We start from the raw sequence: 14,545 nt of genomic DNA on the forward strand, positions 1-14,545 counted from the left end.
GGCCGCGCCATGTCAGTGATCAACCGGATCACCGCGGGACGCTCCACGCCGCGCGTGCGTCTGAAGCAGAGTCGCGATCAGTGGTTTCTCGCGGGTTTCGTCGTGCTGTACGCGGGCATCGCGCTCTTTAGCGGCGGCTATGTCGTCTATCTGCTGAACCTGATCGGCATCTTCGCGCTCGTCGCGATCGGCCTGACGATTCTCTCGGGATTCTCGGGTCAGTCGAGCCTGGGCCATGCGGGCTTCTTCGCGATCGGGGCCTATGCCTCCGCGATCATCACTCAGCGCTACGGTCTGCCGTTCTGGGTCGCAATTCCGCTGGCCGGCGCGATCGCGACCGTGATCGGCGCGTTGATCGCGCTGCCCGCGCTGCGCCTGAAGGATCTCTATCTGGCGATCGCCACGCTCGGTTTCGGCATCGTCACGCAGAAGACGATTTTCGAATGGCGCTCGGTGACGGGCGGCGGCGGCGGGCTGCAGGTTCCAGCGCCGGAATTCTTCGGCATCTCTGTGGCCGACGGCAGCCGTTTCGCGTGGGTGATCGCGATCACGCTGGCGGCCGGCACGTGGGCCGCGTTCCGGCTCGCGTCGGGCCGTACGGGCCGTGCCCTCTCGATGCTGCGCGAGAACCCGACCGCCGCGGCCTGCATCGGCATTCGCGTCGCCCGCTACAAGGTGATCGCATTCGCGCTCAGCGCGTTTTATACCGCCGTCGGCGGCGGTCTCTATGCCAACGTGCTGCGCTATCTGAACCCCGAGAGTTTCGACATCAACATGTCGATCATGTTTCTCGCGATGATCGTGATCGGCGGCATGGGCAGCGTGCGCGGCGCCCTGCTCGGCGCAGCGTTCTACGTCGTGGTGCCGGAAGCGTTTCGCGGCTTCAAGGACGCGCCTGGCCTCGTGTTCGGCATCTCGCTGATGCTCGTCGTGATTCTGCTGCCCGGCGGCCTGAACAGCCTGCTCGGCAAGCGCTCAAGGGGGCGGCCATGAAGCCGCATGGCGCGCTGGTAGTCCGCTCGCTCTCGGTGCGCTTCGGTGGCGTGCACGCGTTGGAGAACGTATCGCTGAGCGTCGAGCCAGGTACGATTGTCGGCCTGATCGGTCCGAACGGCGCGGGCAAGAGCACGCTGCTCAATTGCATCTCCGGCATCTCGCGGCCGACTGCCGGCACAATTGAACTCGGCGGCGAAAGCCTCGTCGGCAAACGGCCCGACCAGATCGCGGGGATGGGCCTGGGGCGCGTATTCCAGCACCCGCAGCTGATTCCCGAATTGAGTGTGCTGGAAAATCTGATGGTGGCGCACCATCGGCGCCTTGGTTATTCGGTGATCGGCGAGATGATCGGCTTACCCAGCGTGCACCGCGCCGAGGAACAGGCGCGTCACGAAGCAACGCAAGTGGCGACGCGCGTCGGTCTCGCGGCCAGTGTCGACATGATGACCGGCAGCCTGCCGTACGGGCATCGCAAGCTGATCGAACTGGGGCGTGTGATCCTGATGGGTGCGACGCAGTTGCTGCTCGACGAGCCGATCGCGGGCCTCAACGAAGCGGAAATCGAGCACCTCGGTCACGTCGTGCTGGAATTGCGGCGCGAACACGGACTCTCCGTGCTGCTCGTCGAACACAACATGGGCCTCGTGCGGCGGCTCTGCGACCGCGCGTTCGTGCTTGATGCGGGCAGCACGATCGCAGAAGGCACGCCAGACGAAGTGCTCAACGATCCGCGCGTGCTGCTCGCATATCTCGGCGAGGTACCCACGGATGCTTGAAGTCGACGACCTGAGCGTCAGCTACGGACCGGTGCGCGCGTTGAGCAACGTGTCGCTCAAAGTAGAGCGCGGCCAGCTGGTTGGCATTCTCGGCGCAAACGGCGCCGGCAAGACAAGCCTGTTACGCACGATCAGCGGTCTCGTACGCGCGAAAAGCGGCGCGATCCGTTTCGATGGCAGCGACATCGGCAAAACCAGGCCCGAACGCATCGTGCGCATGGGCATCGCGCATGTGCCGGAAGGACGCGGCATGTTTCCCGATCTGACCGTGCGCGAGAATCTGCTCGCCGGTGCGCATACGCGGCAGCAGCGCGGCGAAATTGCCGACGACTACGCGAAGATGCTGGAGATGTTCCCGTCGCTCGCGCGCCGCGAGAAACAGGACAGCTCGACGCTGTCGGGCGGCGAGCAGCAGATGCTCGCGATAGCGCGCGCGATGATGTCGCGCCCTCGCCTGCTGCTCGCCGACGAAGTGAGCCTCGGCCTCGCTCCCGTCATCACCAAACAGGTTTTCGCCCATCTTCAGAGCTTGCGCGATGCAGGTATCACGGTCGTGGTGGTCGAGCAGAACGCGCATCTGCTGTTGAAGATGGCCGACCATGTGTACGTGCTCAGACATGGACGCGTCGAGCTGCAAGGCAGCGCGCAGGCCATGTCGTCCCATCCTGAACTGACCAAAGCCTATATGGGCGAGTAGACGAGGAGCGAGACACAATGCAGGACTACGCGCTGGAAGACCGCACGATGGGTCGCGTGATTGCCGAAAAGGCCAAACGCATCCCGCAAAAGACGTTTCTGATCTGGAAAGACCAGAAGACCACCTACGGCGAAGTGGAAACCATCACGAATCGCTATGCGAACGGCTTTGCCGCGCGAGGCGTCAGGCATGGCGACCACGTCGCGATCATGCTGCCGAACTGTCCGGAATTCTTCTGGACGGTGTGGGGTCTGAACAAGCTCGGCGCCGTCGCCGTGCCGATCAATACAGCGGCAAAAGGTGAGTTGCTGCGCTATTTTCTGGAGAAGTCCGAAGCGACCGCGTTTATCGTCGACGAAGAATGGAACGATCGCATCGCAGCGATTCGCGACGAACTGCCGCTCGTCAGGCGCTACTACATTCACGGGCAGAATACGTCTGGCTGGATCGCGTCGAACAACACGAGCAGCGTGCATCCGCTGTCGTCGATCGAATCCGACGACACCTCGCAGCCGCCTCCCGATCGCGTCGCATACGACGATACGCAACTGATCATGTTCACTTCGGGCACGACCGGGCCGTCTAAAGGTGTGCAGTGTCCGCACTCGCAAGGCCATGCAGTGGGACGCGCGTTGACGCTGAACTTCGGCTATCGAGACGACGACGTGCTCTACACCTGCCTGCCGCTCTTTCACGGCAACGCCGCGTATTACTCCGTGTACGCCGCGCTCTGGGCCGACGCCGCAATTGCGCTTGCGCCGCGTTTTTCGGCGACGCGTTTCTGGGACGACATCCGCAGCACCGGAGCGACCCAATTCAACACGCTCGGCGCAATGACGAACATCATCTGGAAGTTGCCGCCGGGTCCGCACGAACGCGAGACCAGGCTGCGTCTTTGCATGGCGGTGCCCGTACCCGAGGAAATCTACAAGGAGTTTCAGGAGCGTTTCGGCGTTACGTTGACCTCGGTGTTCGCGATGACGGAAAACTTCGCGATGACCACTTTCACGCCCGACGATCCGGCGGAAAAAGCCGGTTCAGCCGGCAAGCCGCGCGGCGAATGCGAGCTGCGCATCGTCGACGACGAGGGCCACGATCTGCCGCCGCATGGAGTAGGCGAAATCTACATGCGGCCTTTGAAGCCGGGCAGCATGATGAAAGGCTACTACAAGATGCCGAAGGAAACCGCCAGGGAATTCGACAACGGCTGGTTCAAGACGGGCGATCGCGGCTATCTCGACGAAGACGGCTACCTGTACTTCATGGATCGGAAAAAGGAAGCGATTCGCCGGCGCGGCGAAAACATCTCCGCTTACGAGGTCGAACTGATCCTCTGTCGCCATCCGGCGATCCACGAAGTCGCGGCGATTCCCGTGGCGTCCGAACTGAGCGAGGACGACGTGATGGTGTACGTCGTGCTCAAACCCGGCGAGTCGATGACCCACGCGGACGTGGTCAACTTCAGCAGCGAGCATATGAGCTATTTCATGGTGCCGCGCTTCGTCGAGTTCATCGAAAAACTTCCTAAGACCGCGAGTGAGAAGCTCGAGAAGTACAAACTCAAACTCGATGCGCAGGAGCGTCGCGCGCAGCTATGGGATCGCGAGAAGGAAGGGATCGTAGTGAAGCGCTGATCGTTTTGGATGCGTGCCAACAAGAAAACGAGCGGCGATGTTTTTACATCGCCGCTTTTTTATTACTACTGTCGCGCTATTGGAACATCCGGCGCTAACGAGCAAGCATTCGCTTCGCCAGTCGCAGATGCGGCGCGTCCAGCATCTTGCCGTTCATCGACGCCACACCGCCTTGCGCATGCTCCATCGTTTCGATAACCGCCCTCGCCCATTCGAGTTCTTCCGGCGTCGATGCAAATACGTCGTTGATGACCGCCACCTGATCCGGATGAATCGCCGCTTTCGCGGTGAAGCCGTCTGCGCGAGCCTCGGCGGCTTCGGCGGCCAGCGCAGCGTGATCCTTGAAATTCACGACCACCGTATCGATCGGCAGGCACTGCGTCGCGGCCGCCGCCATCAGCATGAGATTGCGCGCGAGCAGAAAAGGCGCGCGGTAGGCGCCGTGATTTGCGCGATTGTCCGCGATGCCGAGATCGGCCGACAGGTCTTCACCGCCCCACATCATTGCGTGCAGCCGGGGCATGGGCGCGCGGAACTCCGAAAGCGCGAGGACCGACGCGGCGGTCTCGGTCACGATGCCGCAGATTTTGAGCGAGGCTTGCGGATCGATCGCGTCGAGCGATGCGCTTACGTGGCGGATGTCGTCGACACCGCATGCTTTCGGCAACACAACGCCCGCGATCGCGCCGACCGGCAGCGCCTCGATATCGTCCGCGTGAAAACTGGTCGTCAATGCGTTGACGCGAATCCACAGGCGTTCGCGCGGTACGCGGACGGCGCTCAACGCGTCGCGCGTGACCGTGCGTGCGGCCGCCTTCGCTTGCGGCGCCACGGCGTCTTCCCAGTCGAAGATGAGCGCATGCGCCGCGCCTTGCAGCGCGCGCTCGATCTTGCGCGCACTATCGCCGGGCACGAACAGCCACGAGGAGGCGGCGCTCACGACGGCTTGCGATGCATGAACGCCGCACGCGTGCAGCGTGCGACCTCGACATCGTCCTGATTGAACGCCGTATGCCTGAACTCCACGATGCCCGCACCGGGACGCGACTTGCTCGAGCGCAACGACATCACCTCGGTGACCACATGAATCGAATCGCCGTGAAACACGGGCGCGGGAAACGATACGTCGGTCATACCGAGATTGGCTATCGTCGTGCGCAAGGTCGTCTCCGATACCGATATGCCGATCATCAGGCCGAGCGTGAACAGGCTGTTGACGATCGGCTTGCCGAACTCGGTCGACGCGGCGAAATGCGCATCGATATGCAACGGCTGCGGATTGAGCGTCATGTTCGAGAACTGCATGTTGTCCCACTCGGTGACGGTGCGGGTCAACGCGTGCTCGAAACGCATGCCAACCTCGAATTCCTCGAAATAGAGTCCGCGCATGTTGTCTCCTTCATTTGTCGATCGATTCGGTTGCGTCTGGCGTCTTTGCCGTGTCCTCCGCAGGTTCCAGCGGCGTGAGTTGCACGAGGGTCTGCCCGCGCGGCACGATTTCGCCGACCTGGCAATGCAGCGACTCGATGACGCCGTCGCGCGGCGCAGCGAGCGGGAAGATCAGCTTCATCGCTTCCATCACGACCAGCACGTCGCCGGCCTTCACTTCGTCGCCCGCCTTCACGTGAATTTCGGTGACCGAGCCCGGCATGTCGGACCGGACCTCGCTGCCCTGCGCGCCCGCTCGTGCGGCGACCTGCGCGAGTGCCGCAAGCTCGCTGACAACCGCCATGCGCCAGCGCGTGCCGCGATGATTGACGTACACGTGCTCGCCGTCGCGCGACATCGTGAACGTGCGTCGCACGCCGTGCGCGGGTTCGATATGGACGCGCGTGGCGCCATCGATGCGCGCTTCGATGCGTGCGTCAAAGTGCAAGGCGGGCGCGTCGCCGGATGTGGCGCGCCAGCCATTGCCGTCGCGCTCGATTGTGACGCTGCGCTCGTCGCCATCGATGGACACTCGCAGGCGCGCGGCCGCGCGTCGCCCCGTCGCCGACATGAAACGATGGCCGCTTTGTCGCTGCCAGTAGTCGTCGCGCGCCGGCTCGCGAGCGGTGCTCGCATGCAGCGCCGCGGCAGCGATCGCCTGTTCGAGCGCGTCGGGTTCGGCCTTCCAGCCTTCCTCGAAGGCTTCGCTCAGAAAATCTGTCGTCAGGCGGCCGGAGCGGAACAGCGGATGATCGGCGATCGCGCACAGCAGGCTCTGATTCGTGCCGATACCCCCCGCCTCGAATGCTTCGAGTCCGGCCCGCAGACGCTCGGCTGCCTGCGGGCGCGTCGCGCCGAAACCGATCACTTTCGCCACCATCGAGTCGTAATGAGGCGTCACTTCCGAACCGCTCATGATTCCGCTATCGATGCGCACGCCCGCGACCGGCGGTTCCGCGTACTGCGTCACGGTACCGAACTCGGGTCGATGCCCATGCGCCGGATCTTCGCAATTGACGCGCGCCTCGATGGCCCAGCCGCTCACACTGATCGCCGCCTGATCGGTGACCGGCAGGTTCTCGCCGGCTGCGATGCGAATCTGCCATTCCACCAGATCCAGTCCGGTCACCGTTTCGGTCACCGGGTGTTCGACCTGCAAGCGCGTATTCATCTCCAGGAAGTACGGCGTATCGCTGCCGTCGCCGAACACGAATTCGACAGTGCCGAGCGAGTCGTAGCCAATTGCGCGGCCTAGCTTGAGCGCCGCGTCGAATAGCGCCGCTCGCACGGGAGCCGGCAAATTCGGCGCGGGCGCTTCTTCGATCACCTTCTGGTAATTGCGCTGGATCGAGCACTCGCGCTCGAACAGATGTACGAGATGGCCGTGATGGTCGCCGGCAAGCTGCACTTCGAGATGCCGTGGCCGCAGGATCAGCTTTTCAAGCAGCACGCGGTCGTCGCCGAATGCGCGCAGCGCTTCCTGTTTGGCTAGCGCCAGTTGTGCGGCGAAATCGTCGAGATCGTCGACGCGGCGCATGCCCTTGCCGCCGCCGCCCGCGCTCGCCTTGATGAGGATCGGCGCGCCGATCCTGCGCGCCACGGCGAACAGGGCCTCGGGTGTCTGCTGGTCGCCGTGATAACCAGGCACGCAGGGTACGTCGGCCTGTTCGGCAATGCGCTTCGATTCGATCTTCGAGCCCATTTTCTCGATCACGTCGGCACTCGGCCCGATCCACGCGATGCCGTGTTCCGCGCAACGGCGTACCAGTTGCGTGCTCTCGGACAGAAAACCATAGCCCGGATGAATCGCGCTCGCGCCCGTTTCGAGCGCCGCGCGAATGATCGCGTCGGCGTCGAGATAGCTGCGCGCCGCCTCCGCCGGTCCGATGCGCACGGCGGTGTCGGCTTCGCGCACGTGCCGCGCATGGCGGTCCGCATCGGAGTAAACGGCAATTACGCGGATGCCCAGACGACGGCACGTGCGCGCGATCCGGCAGGCAATTTCGCCACGGTTGGCAATCAGTATCGATTCGAACATGAACGGCCCTTACATTCGGAAAACCGGCGTCGGGCCGGTGGCGGGAGCCTCGGCTGCGGCCAGCGCGAGACACAGGCCGATGACTTCGCGCGTCTCGGATGGCTCGATCAGTCCGTCGTCCCACAGGCGCGCGGTCGCGTAGTAGGGATCGCTCTGTTCCTCGAACTGCGCGCGCGTCGCGCGATCGATTTCCGCGATTTCGTCCTCGCTTGCCGGGCTTTTGAGGCTGCTGCGGCGCAAATCCGTCAATACCGTCGAGGCCACGTCCGCGCTCATCGTCGCGATCTTTGAATTGGGCCATGCGAACAGGAAGCGTGGGTTGAAGCCGCGCCCGCACATGCCGTAGTTGCCCGCGCCGAACGAGCCGCCGATGATCACCGTGAAGCGCGGCACGCGTGCGGTCGCCATGGCATAGACGAGTTTCGCACTGTGGCGCGCGATGCCGCCGCGTTCCGCTTCGGTGCCCACCATGAAGCCGGTGATGTTCTGCAGGAACAGCAGCGGAATGCCGCGCTGGTTGCACATTTCGATGAAATGCGCGCCCTTCGCCGCCGATTCGGAAAACAGCACGCCGTTGTTCGCAATGATGCCGACCGGGTAGCCGCACCAGTAGGCGGTGCCGCAAACCAGCGTGCTGCCGAAGTCGGGCTTGAACTCCTGGAACGCGGAATCGTCGACGAGACGCGCGATCACCTCACGCACGTCGTACGGCTCCTTGAAGCCGGGCGGCACGATGCCACGCAAATCGCCGATGTCGTAGCGTGGCGGTTTCACGTCGTGCAGTGCGCCGAACAGCGTACGCGGCCGGTTCAGACCGGCGACGATGTCGCGCACGCGCAGCAGCGCCTGCGCTTCGTTTTCGGCGAGATAGTCCGACACGCCGGACACGCGTGTATGCATTTCGGCGCCGCCTAGCGTCTCGCCATCGACGATCTCGTTGATCGCTGCCTTGACGATCTGCGGACCGCCCAGGTGGATGCGCGCCTGGCCGCGCACCATCACCACTTCGTCGGAAAGCGCGGGAATGTATGCGCCGCCCGCCGTACAGCCACCGAACACCGCCGAGATTTGCGGAATGCCTTGCGCGGACATCTGGCACTGCCGGAAGAACGTATTGCCGAAGTGATCCTTGTCCGGAAACACACGATCCTGTTCCGGCAGATATGCGCCGCCGCAGTCGACGAGGTAGAGGGTCGGCAGCCGATGCTGCTCGGCGATTTCCTGCGCACGCACGTGCTTCTTCACCGTTTCGGCGAAAAACGAGCCGCCTTTGACGGTGGCGTCGTTCGCGATCAGCATGCACGGCGTGCCCGCGATCAGGCCCACGCCGGTGATCACGCCGGCCGACGGCACGGCGTTGCCGTACAGGCCCCATGCAGCCAGCGGCGACAGTTCGAGAAACGGCGACAGTGGATCGAGCAGCAGGTCGATGCGTTCCCGCGCGAGCATCTTGCCGCGTTGATGATGACGCTCGACGAGCTTCTCGCCGCCGCCGGCGAGCACGTGCGCGTGACGCGCGCGCAACTCGTCGAGCAACGCATCGTAGTGCGCCAGATTCTTCAGGAAGGTCGCCGACTGGCGGTCGACGCGCGTTGCAATCGTGCTCATTCGGTCGTCGTCACGTAGTGGAAATCGGTGATGCGGCCTTGCGGCGCATCGATGAATTGCACGCGCACGCGCGTGCCCGGTGCGAGTTTCGCCGCGGCGGCGGGCACATCAGACAGATCGAGCCCGCGCACGAAGTTGACCATCGCCGTGCTCACGCCATCCAGCCGCACGTAGGCAATTGCATACGGCGGCTCTGGCAGATGATCGAAGGCCGCGCTGACGATCGTCGCGGATTCGATCGTGCCTTCGCTTCCCGCGTCGACGTAGCCATCGCACTTTTCGAAACTGCGCTCGCAATAGGCGCGCGGCGGCAGATACGTCATGCCCGACGCGCTGCAGGACGTGGCGACAATGCGCTTCTGCTTCAGCGCATCGAAAAACCGCGCGCCGACCTCACCGACGGGATAGCGATAGCGAACCTGCCATTCGCCGGGAAACGTGTGTGGATCGTTCGTCTCAGTTGAAGCGCCCATATCGACTGCCTCCTGTCAGTGCCGTTCTTCGCGGCGTCATTAGCCCGCATCGGAGCGGCGCGGTTCGTCGCTCAGCATCGTGACCGTAAAGAATTGCGTGGACCCGCCAATCGCGGTAGTCAGTGCGTTGTGTACATTCGGCACCTGCATCGCGTTCGAGCGGCCCATCACCTGACGCGCCGCTTCGGCCGCGCGCACCAGTCCGACCGCGCCGATCGGGTTCGTGCAGAGCGTGCCGCCCGATGGATTCACGGCGAGCGTGCCATCCATGTCGAACGCGCCTTCATCCGACAGATGTTGCGCGGTGCCCGGCGCGCAAAACCCCATCGCTTCGAGCTGCGGAAAGTGAAACGAGCTGAACGGATCGTAGATTTCGACGGTCTGGATCTGCGCGGACGGATCAGTGATGCCGGCCTGCCGAAAGCATTCGCGCGCCGCTGGGCGCATTTCGGCGAAGTCGGCGAAATCGGTTTCGGCGTACGGGCCCTGACGGTCGCCCATGAACACCGTATTCGATACGCCCGCGATGCCGGTGACGAATGCAGGCCGGGTGCACCGTTCGCGCGCGAGCCGCTCCGATGTCATCACCAGCGCAGCGGCGCCAGCCGAACGCGGACAGATGTCGAATAATTTGTACGGCCACGATATGCGCGGCGAATTCATGACGGCGGCGATATCGATATCGCCCTTCAGATGCGCACACGGATTGTTCAACGCATTGCGACGCGCGCGCACGACGACGTTCGCATACTGTTCTTCGGTCGTGCCGTACTTATGCATGTAGCGCTGCGTCGCGAGCGCCGTCATCGTGACGGTGTTGAGCGCGACGTCCTGCTCGTAGAACGAGTCCCATATCAGGTTCAGCAGAAACTGCGCATCGGGCGATTCGGTGATGCGGTCCGCCCCCACGACGAGCACGGTCTCGTATTGCCCCGATGCGATGTGGGCATGGGCGGCCTGCAACGCGGAGCCGCCTGTCGCTCCGCCGGTCTCCAGCCGCATGAACGGTTTGCCGCGCGCCCAGGTGTAATCGACCGCCCACTTGTCCGCGTCGGCCACGCCCATGAACGACGTCGGACCCATGGAGAACACCACGGCGTCGATCGCATCGGGTTGCAGGTTTGCGTCGACGAGGGCGAGTGCCACCGCGTCCTGCGCAAGCTCCGGATAGGTCTTGTCGTCGAGGCGCGAGCGGAATTCGGTCAGCCCCGTGCCGATGATCGCCACGTTTGTCACGTTATGAGATGCGCCCGGATGCGTCATCGGCCGGCTCCTTCCATTACCACGAAGCCGTGCGTCTGTTGCGCGAAGCCCGACGCGCCGTGCGCGAGTGCGCGCTTCGCACCGTCGACCTGATGCCCGCCCGCGCGTCCGCTCACCTGCAGCGCCGCCTCGGCCGCATTGAGCAGGCCCATCGAAAAGTATGGGTTTTGCGCCCACGCGCCGCCCGAAGGGCTCACGCGCGTGCTAGACGGCAGTTGCAATGCAATCTGGTATGCGAGGTCTGCCCACGCATGCTGCGCATCGAATTCGATCACGTCGATGTCGTCGATGCCGATCCCGTCTGCGCGCTTGAACGTCTCCATCGCGTATTGCCTGAACACGTCGAGACTGGCGAGGCGATCCGCATCCAGCTGATACCGATCCACGCCCCACGCCATGCCCGCGAGGCGTGCGAGCGGCCGCGCGTCCGGATGCGCGCGGACCCAATGCCCGGAGGCGATCACCAGCGCGACCGCGCCGTCCGTGACGGGCGCACGATGCGCCGCGCGCAGCGGATACGCGATGGGCTCCGATCTGGCGATGTCGGCCGCTCGCGGCATGTCTCGTGGAACGGCACGCGGATTGTCACGCGCGGCCCTGCTGCGTTCGATCAGACAAGCGGCTACGGCTTCTTCGCTAAAGCCGTAGCGCTGCTGCACCGCATTTGCGAACAGGCCGTCCGCAATGGCGAAGTTCATGCCGACGGGGCGTAGAAAGAACGGTTCGCTGCGCATTCGCGCGATGTCTTCGAGATCCACGACCGAATTCTGACTGGTGCTGACAACGAGCCCGAGATGAAGATGCCCAGACGCCACGCGCATCGCGCCAAGATGCAATCCGGTGAGACCGGAGTCGGTCGTGCGCATTTCGTCTTTCAGATAGCCGCCTGACGGCGCGGCGAGCAGCATGCTGCTGATGCCGCGCGCGTCGAGCTCGTCGCTGGCTGCGAGCGTGAGGTGATCGATGTCGGCGCGACGCACACCGGCGTCGTCGAGCGCGGCGCGTGCCGTCCGATATGCCATTTCCTCCAGCCGTGCGTCGCCGATCGCCGTGGCAGCCGGGTGGATGGCCACTCCTAGCACATAGACATCCATAGGGACCTTTTTTACCATGCGGTTCGCGTTTTGTCCGTCTCCAGCAAGTATGATAACGATCGTAACCTTTGTGGTCAATGAACTAACCGTACGGTCAGTTTTCCGAAAAAGCACATAAAATGCGCTGTTTATAAGAACCACCTGACGCTTCGTGTGACACGTACTAACCCGATGGTCAGTTATGTTTCTTGACAGATAACCGGCGCATGCGGTTATCCTACGCTTGAGAAACGCGTCATGCATTGCTCATCGCGCGCGTTTCACGCCCGGACATCGTTGAGGAGACAGCATGAGCGAGCATTTCGAAGGCCCGACGTTCGAGGGCGCCGCGTTGAAGGTGGAATGGATCGAACGTGGGATCGCTTTGATCACATTGACCCGTCCGCAGCAGATGAACACGCTGACACTCGAATTCCTCGGCGAATTCGAGCGTGCGCTCGATCTGCTCGAAAGCACGCGAACGCGCGCACTGATCGTCACCGGCCAGGAGCGTGCGTTTTGTTGCGGCGCACATCTGCGCTACTTCGCCGGGCCCGAAGCGCGCTTCACCGCCCCGCAGCCCGCGCGCGACGACTACCTGGCGAAAATCGCGGTGCTGTTCGACCGGCTCGAAGAAATGCGCTTTCCAACCATCGCGGCGATCAACGGATACGCGCTCGGCGGTGGCTGCGAGCTTGCGCTGTCGTGCGATTTCCGTGTCATCGCGGCGCACGCCGTGATGGGTTTGCCGGAGACGAAGATCGGAGCGGTCGCCGCTGCTGGCGGCGTGCAGAAGCTGATCCGTCACGTGGGACGCAGCCGCGCGCTCGACTGGATCCTGCGCGCAACACACATCGATGCACAGACTGTGGAGCGTTACGGCCTTGTGTCCGCGGTCGTGTCCGGTGACGCGTTGATCGCCACGGCGCTCGACATCGCGCTCGAATTGCGCAAGCTCGGCCCGCAGGCACTGTCTCAATCGAAGCGGTCGATCTATCTGAGTGAAGACGCCGACCTGCGCAGCGCGCGGCGCTTCGGCATTGAGGCGATCTCTATTCTTGTCGGCGGCGACGAGTGGAAAGAAGGCATGAACGCTTTCGTCGAGAAGCGGCCGCCCACCTTCGACTCGATGTGAGGACACGATGCCGCGCGATCTCCCATGCTTCGCACAGCGAAGTGGCCGGAAAAGCCGGTCATGAGCGCGGGTGAACTCCTGCCTGGCACACCGGCTCCCATGCACGTGTGGGATGGTGCGCGCGGCGTGCGGCTCGCCGCAGATACGTGGGGCAATCCGCGCGACCCACTCGTCGTATTGCAGCACGGTGGCGGCCAGACGCGCCATGCGTGGAAGCACACCGGCCAGCAACTCGGCGCCAGCGGCTATCACGCTGTGTCGTTCGATGCGCGCGGCCACGGTGACTCCACCTGGGCGCCGGACGGCGACTACACCGAAGACGCGATGGTCGAAGACCTGCTCTGCGTCGTTTCGGCCGTCGGCGGAACGAGACCCGTGCTGATCGGCGCGTCGCTGGGCGGCATCACCAGCATGATCGCGGCGGGTGAAAAGCATCTGGACGCGCGGGCCCTGGTTATCGTCGACGTCGCGCCGCGTGTCGAGTCCCATGGCGTCGAGCGGATTCACCGGTTCATGACGGGTCGGCCTGAAGGCTTCAAATCGCTTGACGAAGTCGCCGATGCCATTTCGGCGTATCAGCCGCATCGGCCGCGCCCGTCGTCGCTCGATGGACTTGCGAAGAATCTGCGCATTGACGCCGACGGGCGGTACCGCTGGCATTGGGATCCGCGCTTCCGTCCCGATCTGCGCGATCCGCTCGCACTCGAACCACGCCTGTCGCAATGCGTACGCGCATTGACTGCGCCGACGCTGCTGGTGCGTGGCGCAACATCGGATGTGCTCAGCGCGGAAAGCGTCGAGCACTTCGTGGCGTTGTGCCCGCATGCGCAGACTATCGACGTGGCAGGCGCGGCGCACATGGTGGCAGGCGACCGGAACGATCTGTTCGGCGACGCGATGCGGGGCTTTCTCGATCACGCACTGGGCCGAGCGTAAGAGGCGCGCGCGGTTTCCTGGAACCGCCCTCACCCGTGCAGCGCAGTCGTTGCGCGCTTGACGATGATCGTCTGCTGCATGACTGCACACAGCGTTTCGACGCCGGCCTCCACGCCGTACACATCCGCCTTCGTCACGATCAGCGTCTGACCCGCGCGTATAACGGCACCTCGCGCGACGAGCCGCTGGCCTTTCGACGGCGCGACGAAATTGAGCTTGTATTCGGCCGTCAACACCGACGCGTCCGCTGGTGTCAGCGTCATCGCTGCAAAGCCCGCCGCCGTATCGGCGATCATGCCGACAATACCGCCGTGTATATAGCCATGCTGCTGCTCTATGCCGTCCCAATGTGGCACGTGCACTTCCACCGCGCCTTCCTTCACATTGGTCAGCGTCGCCTTGATCAGGCGCATCGCGTTCAGCTTGTCATATGTCGCGATGACATGCGCGGCAAAATCCCGAGAAAGTGCTGTATTCATACGAGGTCC

General features: G+C 63.7%; 14 protein-coding genes. 6 read left to right on the plus strand and 8 right to left on the minus strand.

The features are described 5' to 3' along the window. Positions 1-9: 9 nt before the first annotated feature. From P0D80_RS31835 to P0D80_RS31850, 4 genes are read left to right on the plus strand one after another with little or no spacing between them, the layout of a single operon-like run. Positions 10-993 carry a branched-chain amino acid ABC transporter permease gene (locus P0D80_RS31835; protein ID WP_408289861.1) on the plus strand — a complete coding sequence of 328 codons (984 nt, stop codon included), beginning with the start codon at positions 10-12 and terminating at the stop codon, positions 991-993. After that, the gene (locus tag P0D80_RS31840) at positions 990-1,772 is read left to right on the plus strand and encodes an ABC transporter ATP-binding protein (protein ID WP_408289863.1); all 783 of its coding nucleotides are present in this window, start codon (positions 990-992) and stop codon (positions 1,770-1,772) included. The genes P0D80_RS31835 and P0D80_RS31840 overlap by 4 nt, the downstream gene beginning before the upstream one ends. Continuing rightward, positions 1,765-2,469, plus strand: a complete 705-nt coding sequence (locus P0D80_RS31845; RefSeq protein WP_408289865.1) for an ABC transporter ATP-binding protein — start codon at positions 1,765-1,767, stop codon at positions 2,467-2,469. The genes P0D80_RS31840 and P0D80_RS31845 overlap by 8 nt, the downstream gene beginning before the upstream one ends. 17 nt (positions 2,470-2,486) lie before the next feature. Then, entirely contained in the window at positions 2,487-4,103 is a 1,617-nt protein-coding gene (locus P0D80_RS31850) for an AMP-binding protein (RefSeq protein ID WP_408289867.1), read from the plus strand. A gap of 94 nt (positions 4,104-4,197) precedes the next feature. Here P0D80_RS31850 and P0D80_RS31855 read toward each other — a convergent pair whose 3' ends face one another. From P0D80_RS31855 to P0D80_RS31885, 7 genes are read right to left on the minus strand one after another with little or no spacing between them, the layout of a single operon-like run. Then, on the minus strand, positions 4,198-5,043 hold the full coding sequence (locus tag P0D80_RS31855; RefSeq protein WP_408289869.1) for an HpcH/HpaI aldolase/citrate lyase family protein: 846 nt from the start codon (positions 5,041-5,043) through the stop codon (positions 4,198-4,200). Further along, entirely contained in the window at positions 5,040-5,492 is a 453-nt protein-coding gene (locus P0D80_RS31860; RefSeq protein WP_408289871.1) for a MaoC family dehydratase, read from the minus strand. The genes P0D80_RS31855 and P0D80_RS31860 overlap by 4 nt, the downstream gene beginning before the upstream one ends. 10 nt (positions 5,493-5,502) lie before the next feature. Next, positions 5,503-7,569, minus strand: a complete 2,067-nt coding sequence (locus P0D80_RS31865; RefSeq protein ID WP_408289873.1) for an acetyl/propionyl/methylcrotonyl-CoA carboxylase subunit alpha — start codon at positions 7,567-7,569, stop codon at positions 5,503-5,505. 9 nt (positions 7,570-7,578) lie between these two features. Continuing rightward, entirely contained in the window at positions 7,579-9,177 is a 1,599-nt protein-coding gene (locus P0D80_RS31870; protein WP_408289875.1) for an acyl-CoA carboxylase subunit beta, read from the minus strand. Continuing rightward, positions 9,174-9,650, minus strand: a complete 477-nt coding sequence (locus P0D80_RS31875; RefSeq protein WP_408289878.1) for a Zn-ribbon domain-containing OB-fold protein — start codon at positions 9,648-9,650, stop codon at positions 9,174-9,176. The genes P0D80_RS31870 and P0D80_RS31875 overlap by 4 nt, the downstream gene beginning before the upstream one ends. 39 nt (positions 9,651-9,689) lie before the next feature. Beyond that, on the minus strand, positions 9,690-10,913 hold the full coding sequence (locus P0D80_RS31880) for a thiolase family protein (protein WP_408289880.1): 1,224 nt from the start codon (positions 10,911-10,913) through the stop codon (positions 9,690-9,692). Beyond that, positions 10,910-12,025, minus strand: coding sequence for a thiolase family protein (locus P0D80_RS31885; protein ID WP_408289882.1), 1,116 nt, complete (start codon positions 12,023-12,025; stop codon positions 10,910-10,912). The genes P0D80_RS31880 and P0D80_RS31885 overlap by 4 nt, the downstream gene beginning before the upstream one ends. A 271-nt stretch (positions 12,026-12,296) precedes the next feature. Here P0D80_RS31885 and P0D80_RS31890 point away from each other — a divergent pair, with 271 nt between their 5' ends. Together P0D80_RS31890 and P0D80_RS31895 are read left to right on the plus strand one after the other, a co-directional pair. Beyond that, positions 12,297-13,121, plus strand: coding sequence for an enoyl-CoA hydratase/isomerase family protein (locus P0D80_RS31890; protein ID WP_408289884.1), 825 nt, complete (start codon positions 12,297-12,299; stop codon positions 13,119-13,121). Between the two features lie 60 nt (positions 13,122-13,181). Then, positions 13,182-14,057: an alpha/beta fold hydrolase gene (locus tag P0D80_RS31895; RefSeq protein ID WP_408289886.1), complete on the plus strand. Its 876-nt coding sequence runs from the start codon at positions 13,182-13,184 to the stop codon at positions 14,055-14,057. 29 nt (positions 14,058-14,086) lie between these two features. Here the strand turns inward: P0D80_RS31895 and P0D80_RS31900 are convergent, their stop codons facing one another. After that, positions 14,087-14,536, minus strand: a complete 450-nt coding sequence (locus tag P0D80_RS31900; RefSeq protein WP_408289888.1) for a PaaI family thioesterase — start codon at positions 14,534-14,536, stop codon at positions 14,087-14,089. Positions 14,537-14,545 lie beyond the last annotated feature (9 nt).

This window comes from Paraburkholderia sp. RL17-373-BIF-A, assembly GCF_046030175.1.
GTDB lineage: Bacteria > Pseudomonadota > Gammaproteobacteria > Burkholderiales > Burkholderiaceae > Paraburkholderia.

Excerpts from the sequence above, each read along its gene's own strand:
- P0D80_RS31835 (WP_408289861.1), top strand. The coding sequence starts at position 10 with ATGTCAGTGATCAACCGGATCACCGCGGGACGCTCCACGCCGCGCGTG.
- P0D80_RS31840 (WP_408289863.1), top strand. The coding sequence starts at position 990 with ATGAAGCCGCATGGCGCGCTGGTAGTCCGCTCGCTCTCGGTGCGCTTC.
- P0D80_RS31845 (WP_408289865.1), top strand. The coding sequence starts at position 1,765 with ATGCTTGAAGTCGACGACCTGAGCGTCAGCTACGGACCGGTGCGCGCG.
- P0D80_RS31850 (WP_408289867.1), top strand. The coding sequence starts at position 2,487 with ATGCAGGACTACGCGCTGGAAGACCGCACGATGGGTCGCGTGATTGCC.
- P0D80_RS31860 (WP_408289871.1), bottom strand. The coding sequence starts at position 5,492 with ATGCGCGGACTCTATTTCGAGGAATTCGAGGTTGGCATGCGTTTCGAG.
- P0D80_RS31865 (WP_408289873.1), bottom strand. The coding sequence starts at position 7,569 with ATGTTCGAATCGATACTGATTGCCAACCGTGGCGAAATTGCCTGCCGG.
- P0D80_RS31870 (WP_408289875.1), bottom strand. The coding sequence starts at position 9,177 with ATGAGCACGATTGCAACGCGCGTCGACCGCCAGTCGGCGACCTTCCTG.
- P0D80_RS31875 (WP_408289878.1), bottom strand. The coding sequence starts at position 9,650 with ATGGGCGCTTCAACTGAGACGAACGATCCACACACGTTTCCCGGCGAA.
- P0D80_RS31880 (WP_408289880.1), bottom strand. The coding sequence starts at position 10,913 with ATGACGCATCCGGGCGCATCTCATAACGTGACAAACGTGGCGATCATC.
- P0D80_RS31885 (WP_408289882.1), bottom strand. The coding sequence starts at position 12,025 with ATGGTAAAAAAGGTCCCTATGGATGTCTATGTGCTAGGAGTGGCCATC.
- P0D80_RS31890 (WP_408289884.1), top strand. The coding sequence starts at position 12,297 with ATGAGCGAGCATTTCGAAGGCCCGACGTTCGAGGGCGCCGCGTTGAAG.
- P0D80_RS31895 (WP_408289886.1), top strand. The coding sequence starts at position 13,182 with ATGAGCGCGGGTGAACTCCTGCCTGGCACACCGGCTCCCATGCACGTG.
- P0D80_RS31900 (WP_408289888.1), bottom strand. The coding sequence starts at position 14,536 with ATGAATACAGCACTTTCTCGGGATTTTGCCGCGCATGTCATCGCGACA.